This window comes from Aquimarina litoralis, from assembly GCF_019295435.1.
GTDB classification, from domain to species: domain Bacteria; phylum Bacteroidota; class Bacteroidia; order Flavobacteriales; family Flavobacteriaceae; genus Aquimarina; species Aquimarina litoralis_A.
This window is the reverse complement of sequence record NZ_WEKL01000046.1, coordinates 1-13469: the sequence shown is the minus strand read 5'-3', so window position 1 is coordinate 13469 and position 13469 is coordinate 1. Positions and strand designations below refer to the sequence as shown.

Sequence of the window (13469 nt, the reverse complement as noted above, 5' to 3'; positions counted from 1 at the left end):
TGGTGCAGATTCTTTCATTTTTTTTAAACTATCCTTTTTGACCGTTATTGCAAAGGTATTAAACTATAGTTAGTTTTGCTACTATAATTTTTATAGTAATAAAATGGATATAAAGAAAATACTCAATTGGAGATACTCAACCAAAAGTTTTGATCCAAACAAAAAGATTTCTGATAACGATTTTGAACAATTAAAAGCACTTTTAAGATTTAGTCCTTCTAGTACTAACATTCAACCTTGGCATTTTGTGATTGCCAATACGGAAGCAGGAAAAAAAAGAATCTCCAAAGGAGCACAAGGTTTCTTTCATTTCAATGAACCAAAAATTCTAAATGCTTCTCATGTTGTATTGTTCTGTTCCAGAACCAATGCTGATGAAGAATATATGCAGCACTTATTACAGCAAGAAGATCAAGACAAACGATTTCCCAATGCTGAAATTAAGCAAAATGTATACAATGCCAGAAATATTTTTGCGGACATTCATCGCTTTGATGTAAAAGATTTTCAACATTGGATGGAAAAGCAAGTATACCTCAATATTGGAAACTTTTTGCTTGGTGCAGCAACGCTTGGTATAGATGCACTTCCTATGGAAGGTGTAGATCTAAAAGCATTAGACGAAGAATTCGACCTACGCAAAAAAGAATTTACTTCGGTAGCAGTGGTAGCTTTAGGTTATCGAGATGAATCTGATTTTAATACTCCAAACAAAACTCCAAAATCCAGGTTACCTGAAGACGAAATTTTCACTTTATTAAATTAATCATTAAAAAAAATAAATCATGGCATATTATTCAGTATTAGATGTAACACCAACAAAAGATGAATGGGTTTCTGACTATGTTTCAGTTTCCGGAAATATTGTAAAAAAACATGGAGGAAAATATTTAGCAAGAACTGCTTCTCATGAGCAAATTGAAGGATCCGAACAAAATGCAGCATTAAGAATTATTTTAGAATGGCCTTCAAAAGAAGCTGCTCTAAACTTTATGAAAGACCCTGAATATGTACCTCATCTAGAAGCTAGAACCTCTGGCTCGATTAGTCATCATTTTCTAATAGAAGCAAAAGATGATTTAGCTTAGTACAAAACGATTTAAATTAAAAAAAGATGACAACACAAAAACTTACCATTGTTGCTAAAATTCTTGCAAAGGCAGAGAAAAGAGATTTAGTAAAAACTGAATTACTAAAACTCATAGACATTACAAGAGCAGAAAAAGGATGCATCAACTATGACTTACATCAGGATAATGAAAATGAGAACTTATTCTTATTTTATGAAAACTGGGAAAGTAGAGAGTTATGGCAGCAACATATGAATAATTCTCATCTAGCAGCATATATGAAAGCAACTGATGGTGCTGTAGAAGAGTTCACCTTACATGAAATGAATCCAATTGCTTAGCAAACTAGAAATTTCTGATAACGTTAAAAGAAAATGATGAAAAAGATCGCCATAGTTTTACTTTTATCCATCACAGGAATACTAACTTCTTGTGGTAACTCAAAAGATCATAGCGAACAGGAAGTTAAACCACCTATTCAAAATCCAACCAATAAGGTTATTTTAAGTTCAGAAATTGTTTGGGAAAAGCTAAATCCAGCACGTGGCGATCAAAGTCCACAAGCAGGAACTATTTGGGGTGATCGAAAAGGTAAAGTCCCAACAGGTTTTTTAGCAAAATTTGTAGATGGATTTTCATCACCACCACATATTCACAATGTTACTTATAGAGCTGTTGTTATTAAAGGAAATATTCATAATGATGATCCTAATGCAGAAAACATGTGGATGAAACCTGGTAGTTTCTGGACACAACCTAAAGGAGAAGCACATATCACTTCTGCAAAAGGAACGGAAAATATAGCTTTGGTAGAAATTGATAATGGGCCTTATTTAGTAAAACCAATCCTAGAATCATTTGACAGTGGTGAACGACCTGTAAATATTGATATTACTAATATAGTTTGGTTAGATCATCAGCAATCTGGTTGGATATCTCCTTCCAGCAATGCAAAGATTAGTTTTTTATGGAATAGCAAATCCGGAGACCATATGAGAGGGTTATTTATACAGTTACCGAAAGGCTTTGATGGACAAATAGAAAGTAACGGCTCAATTTTACATTCCGTGGTTATTAAAGGAGAACTACGATACGTTATATCCAAAGATAACGAAATAAAGGTTTTGGATACCGGTAGCTATTTTGGTTCCACGGATAAAGCCATTCATAGGATTAATAACAATGATAAAGAAGGAGCCATTGTCTATGTAAAAACGAATGGTGCTATTAAAATTAAGGGAACTTAAGGAATCAATAATTGATATACGAATTAGACTTTTAGATTTAAAAATCCAATATGAAAACAATACTTATCACAGGAAGCACAGATGGAATTGGAAAATTAACCGCTATTGAATTGGCTAAACTAGGACATACCGTTCTTGTACACGGAAGAAATGCTGAAAAATTAAAAAATACAATTCTAGAAATCCAAGAGATTACAGCTAATAAAAATACAAACGGGTTTTTAGCGGATCTTTCTGATTTGAATAGTGTAGAAAAAATGGCGCTTCAAATCCAGAAAGAAGTTTCTCATATTGATGTATTGATTAATAATGCAGGTGTTTTTAAAAGTAAAATATCGAGTAACGAAAATGGAATAGACATTAGGTTTGTAGTAAATTACCTCGCCCCTTTTCTCCTCACCAAAAAACTAATTCCACTTTTACAAAAAGGTACTTCGCCAAGAATTATTAATCTAAGTTCTGCTGCTCAATCTATTGTATCCTTAGATGCTTTGTCTGGTACGATACAATTATCAGAACAAGAAGCTTATGCTCAAAGTAAACTAGCATTGACAATGTGGAGTTTCTACCTTGCCCAGGAATCAAAGAATTTAAATGTAATAGCTGTCAATCCAGGTTCATTACTTAATACTCGTATGGTTCAGGAAGCTTATGGAAAGCATTGGGCACCCGCAGAAAAAGGGGTTCAAATATTATATGATCTGGCAACGTCTGAAAAATACCAAGATAGTTCTGGCAAATATTTTGACAATGATAAAGGTTTTTTCTCTCAGGCGCATCCGGATGCTTATGATAAAAATAAAATCAATGAGTTAATTACTAGTACAAATCTGATTTTAACAAAATAAATGAAAACATTAGCCAAAATAGCTCGTCAAGGAAAATTAAGCTTGGGATTAGTATTTCCATTGGAATCTTATCAAGGTGCTATCGCAAAGATGGAAAATCAGGAAAAACTTGCGCGAAGGGCGGAAGAATTAGGTTTTAAAGCACTTTGGTTTAGAGATGTTCCATTTCATGATCCTTCTTTTGGTGATGCAGGACAATTATATGATCCATGGATTTATATGACACATATTATGAATCATACCAAAAAAATCATGTTAGCGACAGGAAGTATCATTCTTCCTTTACGACATCCAGTGAACACCGCTAAATCCATTTATAGTTTACAAAATCTTTCTGAAGGAAGAATCATTATTGGTGCTGCTTCTGGTGATCGCCCTATAGAATATCCTGCTTTTAATTACAAACTAAGCGAAAAAGGTGAGTTATTTCGAGATAGTTTTCAATATATAAAAGCACTTCAAAATCGTTTTCCTATCCATCAATCCAAGCACTATGGCATGATGGATGGAAGAATTGATTTACTACCAAAATCAGAGTATACAACACCTATATTAGTTACTGGACATTCAGGGCAATCGTTGGATTGGATCGCAAAAAATGCAGATGGCTGGTTATATTATCCGAGGGATTTTGCTTTTCTCACATGTACCATGTCTGATTGGTCACATGCGCTAAAAAGAAATGAGCAATCCTGGAAACCTTATATGCAATCACTATATATTGATCTATTAGAAGATAAAAATGCTACACCAAGTGGAATTCATCTCGGTTTCAAATCTGGAGTGTCCTATACCATAGAACATTTAAAAGCACTTGAATCTGCTGGAGTAAACCATGTAATTATCAATCTAAAATATGGATCAAGACCAGCAGAAGAAGTAATTGAAGAACTAGGTGAGCACGTAGTTCCACACTTTATCTAATTAAAAATATAAATACCTTATTTCGTTAGCACTATAAATTCACCTTTTAACGGATTTAAATGCTTTATCAACTCGGGGATTAATTCTTCTCCATATTCCAAATACATTTCAGAGAAATTTGTAGTACGTTCCTGAAGGCTATAATTTGGGAACAACTCATTTTGTATACTCGTTAGACGACTTACCTGATCACTTAGTTTTAAACACTGTGCTTTAAGCAATCTTTTTTCAAGCATATCTAATCCTTTGAGCTGTTTTATTTCTTGAGCTTTTACTGCATTTCTAAAAGTGTTATCTGTTTGCTCTGCAAGTTCGTACATTCCTGCAAACTGTTCTTTTAAATGTTCTCGTTGCGGATTAAAATTGATATCTATATCAGAAATTTGTCTAACCTTGCGATTAATCAATTCATGCTGTTTCAAAAACAATTCTACATTAGAAACAGTTAATCTTTCGATTTTCTTCGCTTGTTTTTCGGTTTGCATTAGTACCGAGTTTCTTAATAACAACATTGGGAATGGAACCTCTACACTATCAAAATAATCATTCAGTTCTAACCAATATGCCAATTCTCCTCCTCCTCCAATATAACAAAGGTTGGGTAAAATAACCTCCTGATACAATGGTCTCATCATTACATTAGGACTAAACCGTTCTGGAGAATCTTGAAGTTCCTTAATAATTTCACTTTTGCTCCAGGTTATATCCGTATCATTCACATAATAACTTCCCTCCTTTTCAATGATCCTTTCTCGTAATCCTTCAGAAAGGTAAAACATATTAATCTCTCTTGGATTTACCTGTACCTTATATCCTTTTGCAGCCAGCTTTTCTGCTTTTGGTAAAACATTATGATAAGAAACTTGCGCTTCCAATTCTCTTTGTACATAAGGAACAAAAAGACGTTTTAGATCTTTATCATCACCATCTATAATAACCAACCCATATTCTCCAAACAATTCGTTTGCTATATATCTGGTTGCATCTGATAACTTTTGGTGCTTTAAATAAGCCTCTTGAAATAACGTTTTTAATCGCTCGGCATTTCTTCCTGCTCCAAGCTCGGAAGAAAATATTTCAAAAACTTTATCTAAACCTTCAGTATCAAAAACTCCAACAGCACCGCCATCAGATCGATTCCATTGAATTTTTTTACCTTTAAAATTAAAGTAATTAATCTCATCAAAATCATGATCCTCAGTAGCCATCCAATACACAGGAACAAAATCATAATCTGGATATCTCTCTTTTAAAATATTTGAGAGGTTAATTGTAGAGACAATCTTATACAAAAAATAAAGAGGTCCTGTAAAAAGATTTAATTGATGGCCTGTAGTTACTGTAAAAGTGTTTTCTCCAGTTAAACTATTTAAATTCTCCTGAGTATTTGTAGAAATAGTAACACCCTCATACTGTGCAACGAGGGATTTTTGCAAAACTTTGCGATGTTCTTTTGAAAATGACTGTTGCTTTTCTAAAATTTGATCCTCAAAATTATCTAGTTTAGGAAATCTATGATAAAACTCTTTTAGCTCAGGTTTTTCGTCTAAATAATCACAAATAAATGAAGAAAAGTAATTTGTTTTTCTAAACGGAATACAGTCACTTGGCATAGGTTACTATTTTTTGATCGATAAATATACAAGAGATTGTCATTGCTTTAGACATTTTATATTTTTTTTAATATTAAAACCACTTTTACAAAACACTTTACTTTTGAAGCAATCTAAATTTATAAATGCAGCCATTTTAAATACTAAATTTTAGTTAATACTATATATATCCTAAATTTATGGCGGTATTTTTCCAGAATTAAAGACTCATCAATGAAAAAAACACTCTTCACATTACTATTAATTGCAACCTCTTGGGTGTATGCCCAAAACAATGTTCAATCACCAGCTGAATTTCTTGGTTATGAAATAGGAGATCAATTTACAAGGCACGCTGACGTTGTAAATTATTTTAAGCATGTAGCAGACAACTCTGGTTTGGTTACTTATCATACGTATGGAAAGACTAATGAAAGACGACTATTAACCTATGCTATCGTTACCAGTAAAGCAAATCAATCTAACATAGAAAATATAAGACTTGATCATCTTAAAAATACAGGAATTGTTGCTGGAGATAGCAATCCAAAAATTGCTGTGGTATGGTTAAGTTATAATGTTCATGGAAATGAAGCTTCTAGTACTGAAGCTGCGATGTCAACCATTTACGAGTTAATTACTACAAAAAAGGATTGGCTACAAAACACTGTAGTTATTATGGACCCTTGTGTAAATCCAGATGGTAGAGATCGATATGCAAATTGGTACAATCAAACAAAAGCAACTCCTTATAATACAGACCAAAATGCCACTGAGCACAACGAACCTTGGCCTGGAGGAAGACCAAATCATTATCTTTTTGACTTAAATAGAGATTGGGCGTGGGCCACACAAGTAGAATCATATAGCAGGTTAACAGCTTATAATAAATGGATGCCTCATGTTCATGTGGATTTTCATGAGCAAGGTATCAATGAGCCCTATTATTTTGCTCCGGCAGCAGAACCATTTCATGAGATTATAACTCCTTGGCAAAGAGATTTCCAAACACAAATTGGGAAAAATCACGCGAAATATTTTGATGCCGAAGGTTGGTTATTCTTTACAAGAGAACGTTTTGATCTATTATATCCAAGTTATGGTGATACATATCCTACTTTTATGGGCGCAATTGGAATGACTTATGAACAAGCCGGACATGGAAGAGCAGGTTTGGGTATTCAAACGGATGAAGGATATGTTCTAACACTGAAAGATCGTGCTTTGCATCATACTACAACGGGGCTATCTACGGTAGAAATATCTTCTAAAAATGTCTCTAAATTAAACACAGAGTTTAAAAAATTCTTTAATAATGCTGATCTCAAGTATAAAAGTTATGTACTAAATGGAGAACCTGATAAAATCAATTCTTTAACCAATCTATTAGATAAGCACGAAATTAAATATGGTTATACGAATAGTGCTAAAGTATCAGGTTTCAACTTTCGAGAAAACAAACAAGGGAGTATCGACGCAAAAGGAGCCTTAGTAGTAAGTACTAATCAGCCTAAAGGTAAAATGGTAAAAGTTCTATTTGAACCAAATGCAAAATTAAATGATCCTCTTACTTACGATATTACGGCTTGGAGCATACCACATGCTTATGGTTTAGAAGCTATTGCTTCAACTTCAATAATAGCTGCGAATGGCACTAAAAAACCTACCTCAATCAACAATACAGCCAATGCATCTGGTGCTGGTTACATTGCTAAATGGAGTAGTATGGATGATGCCGCTTTTCTAGCTGAGCTTTTAAAGAATAAAATCAAAGTTAGATTTAGTGAAAAAGACTTTTCTAATAATGGAATAAAATTCAAAAAAGGAAGCCTTATCATTACCAAAAGTGATAATAGAAAAACAAAAGGATATGATAAGACAGTAATCGATATTGCTAATAAGCATAAAAGAAAGCTACACGCTACTGCGACTAGCTTTGCTTCAACCGGTGTAGATTTCGGTTCTCCAGATGTAAAGCTAATTAATAACTCAAAGGTTGCAGTATTAAAAGGAAGATACACATCGTCATTGAGTTATGGTGAAATTTGGCATTTCTTTGAACAACAACTGCAATATCCTATTACATCTATTGATACCGATTACTTCAAAAGAGTAGATTTAGATAAATATGATGTGCTAGTTCTTCCTAATGGTTATTATGGAGGTTATCTAAATGAAAGTTCATTAAACAAATTAAAAAGTTGGATTAGAGCAGGTGGAAAGGTAGTTGCAATTGGTAATGCCGTAAGTGCTTTTGCCAATAAAGATGGATTCGACCTAAAAAGTAACAAGCCGAAAAAGAAAAAAGATTCTATAGGAAACTTAATTCCTTATGATAAGCGTGAACGAGAAAGTGTGAAGAACTTTATAACGGGAAGCATTTACAAAACCACAGTTGACCCATCACATCCTTTGGCATTCGGATATGACGACACCTATTTTAGCCTTAAACTAGGTAGTAGTTCTTATAAGTTTTTAGAAAACGGATATAACGTTGCTTACATGAAAGAACCTACTAATGTTTCCGGTTTTTCTGGAAAAGACGCTTTAAAAGGTTTAAAAAATTCATTAGTCTTTGGCGAAGCTAGAATGGGTAGTGGAAGCATCATCTATATGGTGGATAATCCATTATTTAGATCTTTTTGGGAAAATGGGAAATTATTCTTTGTGAATGCTGTGTTTTTAACCAATAATAATAAGTTTAGATTATAGGAATACAGATTTTTTAACAAAGGTAAATTGATACATATTAATATATCCAAAACCTATTATATAGTATAATTGTTAGTTAGAAATGAAATCTGTTATACTGAAAAGAAAGAATCAGGTTGGAAACAACTACTAGCTACTAGTACTTACTAAAAATGTTCGTAAACAATTTGATCTAAAGGTGCTACATGGAAAAAAACGTACAACTAAAACCAGAAAAAATCATTGATACTATTTCTTTATTAGAAAAACGTATCCATGACAGATTTCCTAATTCGGGTTTAGAAAAAGTATGTCATAATTTTTTACAGGTAACTTTAGACAGTAAACAAAATATAGAATGGATTTCAAAACCTAATATATCCTTACGAATTTTTGCATATTTGATTATTCTTATCGGACTTGCTGGATTAATTTATAGTATTAGTTATATAAATTGGGAAATTGAAAATACTACAATAGGTAATATTGTTTCTTTATCTGAAGCTATATTCAATGATATTATTTTAATAGGAGCTGCTATCTTCTTTTTAATATCACTAGAATCTAAGCTGAAAACAAAAAGAGCTTTAAAAGCACTTAATGAGCTTAGAGGAATTGCCCATGTTATTGATATGCATCAACTCACTAAAGATCCTAATCTAACAGATACCGATAACACATCTACAGAGAATTCGCCCAAAAGAACGTATACTAAATTTGAACTCCAAAGGTATTTGGATTATTGTTCAGAAGCTACCGCTTTGGTTGGAAAAGTTGCTGCATTGTACTCTCAGAGTTTGCCGGAAGAAACTGTTGTGCATGCTGCAAACGAAATAGAGATATTAACTACTGGATTGAGTAGAAAAATATGGCAGAAACTTATTATTTTAAATGAATCAAATCCAAAATAGCATAAACAAACATAAAATTCGTCCAATATGAAAACCAAAAAATTTTTAGCATACCTGTTTGTTGTTACAACGTTTTTTATTTCTTGTAAAAAAGACACTACGGTATCTGAAGATATTTCCTCTACAGATACAAATGAGTTTAAAGTAGATTTTGAGAAATTTACTCTTGATAATGGACTACAAGTTATTTTTCATGTAGATCGTTCCGATCCTGTAGTAGCTGTAGCTTTGACAGCGCATGTGGGTTCTGCAAGAGAGATAGAAGGCAGAACTGGTTTTGCTCACTTGTTTGAACACTTGCTATTTCTTGAATCTGAAAATTTAGGAAAAGGAGGATTGGATAAAATGAGTGCAAGAATAGGAGGTTCTGGTGCCAATGGATCTACAAGTAGAGATAGAACAAATTATTTCCAAACAGTTCCGAAAGATGCTTTAGAAAAAATGATATGGGCTGAAGCTGATAAACTGGGATTCTTTATTAATACAGTTACAGAACCTGTTTTAGCTAAAGAAAAACAAGTTGTAAAAAATGAAAAACGACAAAGTATCGATAATAGACCTTATGGACATGTGTCCTATGTAATAGGCAAAAATCTTTTTCCTAAAGGTCATCCGTATAATTGGCAAGTAATAGGTTCTCTTGAAGACCTCCAAAATGCCACTTTACAGGATGTGAAAGATTTTTATAACAAATGGTATGTACCTAATAATGTAACCTTAACTATAGCTGGAGATTTTAATACAGAACAAGCAAAAGAATGGGTACATAAGTATTTTGACGAGATTAAGCGTGGTGAAGATATCGTACCTCTAAAAAAACAACCTGTAACTTTAGAAGAAACAAAAAAATTATACTACGAAGATAATTTTGCAAGACTTCCTCAACTTACGATGACTTGGCCTGCAGTACACCAATATCATCCTGATTCTTATGCACTACAAGTATTATCAAGTTACTTATCTGATGGTAAAAAAGCTCCTTTTAATCAAATCATTGTAGATGATAAACAATTAGCTCCTAATGTTACGATGTTTCATTTTGGTTCAGAATTAGCGGGTGAGTTTCGTTTGAGCATTCGTGGATTCGAAAAGGTAAATCTAAACGACGTTGATAAAGCGATACAAGAGTCATTTGCAAAATTTGAAGCAGAAGGTATTTCTCAAGAAGATTTGGACCGGATAAAAGCAGGACAAGAGACTAGTTTTTATAATGGTTTATCTAGTGTTTTAGGTAAAGGCTTCCAATTAGCACAATATGAAATTTTTGCTGGAGATCCTGGATTCATTAACCAAGATGTTAAAAATATACTTGCAGTAACCAAAGAAGATGTCATGCGAGTATATAACCAATATATTAAAGGAAAACATTTTATTGCCACTAGTTTTGTACCTATAGGACAAACAGATTTAGTTCTTACTAATTCTACATTAGCAGAAGTAGTAGAAGAAAAAATTATTGCTGGAGCTGAAGAAAGTTTTGATTCCAGTATCGCTGCTACCTACGAAAAAACACCTTCGAGTTTTGATCGATCTAAGGAACCTCCATATGGAGCTACTCCTAATGTAAAGATTCCAGAAGTCTGGGAAGATAATTTGACATCTGGATTGAAAGTGTACGGAATTGAAAACAATGAAGTACCATTAGTACAATTTAGAATTGATATCAAAGGAGGTCTTTTATTAGAAGATAAAAATAAAGTGGGGGTTTCAAACATGCTTGCAAGATTAATGCTAAAAGGGACTAAAAATAAAACTACAGAACAATTAGAAAATGAAATTGAAAGCCTTGGAGCCATATTAAACATATATGGTACAGATCAAAATATTAGTATTAGTGGAAGTACATTGTCTAAAAATTATGATAAAACCTTAAAACTAGTTCAGGAAATTATCTTGGAGCCCAGATGGGATGAAAAAGAATTTGAACTCATAAAACAAAATGTTGTTAGTCAATTGCAACAAGAAAAAGCAAGTCCAAGAAGTATTGCATCCAATGAATTTGCTAAACTGATTTATGGCAAAGATCATATTCTTTCTCATAATAATCTAGGATCAGWAAAATCTATCAATGAGATTTCTATTGAAGATCTTAAACTTTATTACACTAACAATATCTCTCCATCCATTACTAAGATTCATATAGCAGGAGATATTTCTAAAAATCAGGTGAGCGCTTCTCTATCAGAATTAAATAAAAACTGGAGCGTAAAAGAAGTGATTTTTCCTGAACTCAAAGTACCCAATGCTCCTGAAAGATCTAGAGTATACTTTTATGATGTTCCAGATGCCAAACAGTCTATGCTCCGTTTTGGATACCCGTCAATGGCAGCAAATGATAAGGATTTTTATCCGGTCACGATTATGAACTATCGTCTTGGAGGTGGTGGATTTGCTTCTCAACTCACACAACAATTAAGAGAAGGTAAAGGGTATACATACGGAATAGGATCTAGATTTTCTGGAAGTACCATCCCTGGCTCTTTTACAATCTCTAGTGGTGTACGATCCAATGTTACCTATGAATCCAGTAATTTGGTAAAAGAGATCTTAGAAAATTATGGAAAAAATTATAACGATAACGATCTTGAAGTAACCAAAAGTTCTCTAATTAAAAGTAACGCAAGAGCCTTTGAAACATTAGGAGCTAAATTGAATATGTTAACTAACATTAGTACATTGGGGTATTCTAAAGATTATATTACTAAGAGAGAAACTATCGTAAACGAAATGACAGTTGACCAGATTAAAAGTTTAGCAAATCGATATCTTGATCCTAATAAAATGATATATTTAGTCGTAGGTGATGCGAAGACTCAATTAAAAAAGCTAGAACAACTCGGATATGGAACTCCTGTGCTGTTGAACAAAAAAAATGAAGCAATCAAAGATTAAACTATTCTCAAACATCAAGAGTAAATTATGAATCTGGTTGCTTACCAAACACTTTTATCACAAGCATAAGATGATTCATATAGTAACAGGAAGCTATATTATTGTTATTAATATTTAATTATAAGAAATGGATATTCAATCTTTTTATGGCCCACTTCTTAATCAGTTTGATCAATATCCATTGATTAGAATACATTTATCTCAAATAGCGGATCGAATGTTTGAAGGTGTATCTCAAAAAAAGGATATCGTTTTTAAAGAAATAAATAATTACCATCCTGAGCATCTAGGAAGACCAGTTGAAGAGTTAAAAAAAATTAATTTTACTATTGAAGATTGCAGAACAGCGATAGCTCATGAATACGGTTTCAAAAATTGGGATACGATTAAACTATCCAATCTCGAATATGATTCGACTTTTGAAAAAACAGTTGATCAACTTATAAATGGAGATTTCAACGCACTAAAACACTCAATACGTAAGAATCCTGATGTAGTATTGAAAAGATCCGGCTATGGCCATCAAGCAACATTATTACACTATGCTGCCAGTAATGGTGTAGAAATGTGGAGGCAGAAAGCGCCAAATAATCTTCCAGAAATGACCAAATTTTTAATATCTAGTGGCGCTAATGTAAAAGCCAAGATGAAAGTCTATGGAGGATACTTCGATACGATAACGCTTCTAAAATCAAGTATTCATCCATTTAATGCAGGAATAGGCGAAGAAATGATTAAAATTCTGGAACGAACATATTAAAGTGATATTATCAAAATTCAAATAATATTCTGAATACAAAATCATACTTGAAATATTAAAAAATTATAGTCTGTTGACCTCAATTTGACCAAAACGAGCCAAAAAGAATTATTTTCAAATAATAGAAATCACAAAAATTATATAAGATTTAAAATAAGTCATAAAACTTCTCATTGTAGACTCGATAATAAGGGAATAAATTATCTAAGCAGAGTTTCAAAAAACTTTATTTACTTTGAATAATTATCATCAATTAACTAATTTTAATAATAATTAATCAAAATTAGCATCCTAAAAGGGTTTAATATTATCAAATTGTTAACTGTGAAGATTTTTCATTTTTACCTGATTCTTAATAAAATCATCAAAAGATTGCACATATTTCATCGTTTCATTTTAGAGCAATAACAAATAATAAGATTATTCCATTTTTTATTAATAACTAGACATCGTGTTTTTCCCGAAATCCCCTGTAAATAAGGGCTGTTAAGATAATTTTATGATTTCGAATGGGTTTTTTGAATACATTTGCCC

General features: G+C 32.5%; 11 protein-coding genes. 10 read left to right on the top strand and 1 reads right to left on the bottom strand.

The genetic code is table 11. From position 1 onward, the window contains the following. Positions 1–103: 103 nt before the first annotated feature. From nfsB to GBO31_RS19005, 6 genes are read left to right on the top strand one after another with little or no spacing between them, the layout of a single operon-like run. Positions 104–766 carry an oxygen-insensitive NAD(P)H nitroreductase gene (gene nfsB / locus GBO31_RS19030; protein ID WP_219010056.1) on the top strand — a complete coding sequence of 221 codons (663 nt, stop codon included), beginning with the start codon at positions 104–106 and terminating at the stop codon, positions 764–766. 19 nt (positions 767–785) lie between these two features. After that, a complete protein-coding gene (locus tag GBO31_RS19025) occupies positions 786–1088 on the top strand; it encodes a DUF1330 domain-containing protein (RefSeq protein WP_219010055.1) in 303 nt (100 codons plus the stop codon). Between the two features lie 26 nt (positions 1089–1114). Further along, entirely contained in the window at positions 1115–1411 is a 297-nt protein-coding gene (locus GBO31_RS19020; RefSeq protein ID WP_219010054.1) for a putative quinol monooxygenase, read from the top strand. Between the two features lie 33 nt (positions 1412–1444). Further along, entirely contained in the window at positions 1445–2317 is an 873-nt protein-coding gene (locus GBO31_RS19015) for a DUF4437 domain-containing protein (RefSeq protein ID WP_219010053.1), read from the top strand. Between the two features lie 50 nt (positions 2318–2367). After that, positions 2368–3165: an SDR family NAD(P)-dependent oxidoreductase gene (locus GBO31_RS19010; protein WP_219010052.1), complete on the top strand. Its 798-nt coding sequence runs from the start codon at positions 2368–2370 to the stop codon at positions 3163–3165. After that, positions 3166–4089, top strand: a complete 924-nt coding sequence (locus GBO31_RS19005; RefSeq protein WP_219010051.1) for an LLM class oxidoreductase — start codon at positions 3166–3168, stop codon at positions 4087–4089. Positions 4090–4106: 17 nt separating this feature from the next. On the opposite strand, the gene bshC is transcribed toward GBO31_RS19005, so the two are convergent. Next, the gene (bshC, locus tag GBO31_RS19000) at positions 4107–5702 is read right to left on the bottom strand and encodes a bacillithiol biosynthesis cysteine-adding enzyme BshC (protein ID WP_219010050.1); all 1596 of its coding nucleotides are present in this window, start codon (positions 5700–5702) and stop codon (positions 4107–4109) included. A 213-nt stretch (positions 5703–5915) separates the two neighbouring features. Here bshC and GBO31_RS18995 point away from each other — a divergent pair, with 213 nt between their 5' ends. From GBO31_RS18995 to GBO31_RS18980, 4 genes are all read left to right on the top strand, one after another. Then, positions 5916–8393 carry a M14 family metallopeptidase gene (locus GBO31_RS18995; protein ID WP_219010049.1) on the top strand — a complete coding sequence of 826 codons (2478 nt, stop codon included), beginning with the start codon at positions 5916–5918 and terminating at the stop codon, positions 8391–8393. Positions 8394–8578: 185 nt separating this feature from the next. Beyond that, on the top strand, positions 8579–9283 hold the full coding sequence (locus tag GBO31_RS18990) for a hypothetical protein (protein ID WP_219010048.1): 705 nt from the start codon (positions 8579–8581) through the stop codon (positions 9281–9283). Between the two features lie 27 nt (positions 9284–9310). After that, complete coding sequence (locus tag GBO31_RS18985) at positions 9311–12175, top strand: M16 family metallopeptidase (RefSeq protein ID WP_219010047.1); 2865 nt, start codon at positions 9311–9313, stop codon at positions 12173–12175. A 127-nt stretch (positions 12176–12302) separates the two neighbouring features. Then, on the top strand, positions 12303–12935 hold the full coding sequence (locus GBO31_RS18980) for a hypothetical protein (RefSeq protein ID WP_219010046.1): 633 nt from the start codon (positions 12303–12305) through the stop codon (positions 12933–12935). Positions 12936–13469: the final 534 nt, after the last annotated feature.

Excerpts from the sequence above, each read along its gene's own strand:
- nfsB (WP_219010056.1), top strand. The coding sequence starts at position 104 with ATGGATATAAAGAAAATACTCAATTGGAGATACTCAACCAAAAGTTTT.
- GBO31_RS19025 (WP_219010055.1), top strand. The coding sequence starts at position 786 with ATGGCATATTATTCAGTATTAGATGTAACACCAACAAAAGATGAATGG.
- GBO31_RS19020 (WP_219010054.1), top strand. The coding sequence starts at position 1,115 with ATGACAACACAAAAACTTACCATTGTTGCTAAAATTCTTGCAAAGGCA.
- GBO31_RS19015 (WP_219010053.1), top strand. The coding sequence starts at position 1,445 with ATGATGAAAAAGATCGCCATAGTTTTACTTTTATCCATCACAGGAATA.
- GBO31_RS19010 (WP_219010052.1), top strand. The coding sequence starts at position 2,368 with ATGAAAACAATACTTATCACAGGAAGCACAGATGGAATTGGAAAATTA.
- GBO31_RS19005 (WP_219010051.1), top strand. The coding sequence starts at position 3,166 with ATGAAAACATTAGCCAAAATAGCTCGTCAAGGAAAATTAAGCTTGGGA.
- bshC (WP_219010050.1), bottom strand. The coding sequence starts at position 5,702 with ATGCCAAGTGACTGTATTCCGTTTAGAAAAACAAATTACTTTTCTTCA.
- GBO31_RS18995 (WP_219010049.1), top strand. The coding sequence starts at position 5,916 with ATGAAAAAAACACTCTTCACATTACTATTAATTGCAACCTCTTGGGTG.
- GBO31_RS18990 (WP_219010048.1), top strand. The coding sequence starts at position 8,579 with ATGGAAAAAAACGTACAACTAAAACCAGAAAAAATCATTGATACTATT.
- GBO31_RS18980 (WP_219010046.1), top strand. The coding sequence starts at position 12,303 with ATGGATATTCAATCTTTTTATGGCCCACTTCTTAATCAGTTTGATCAA.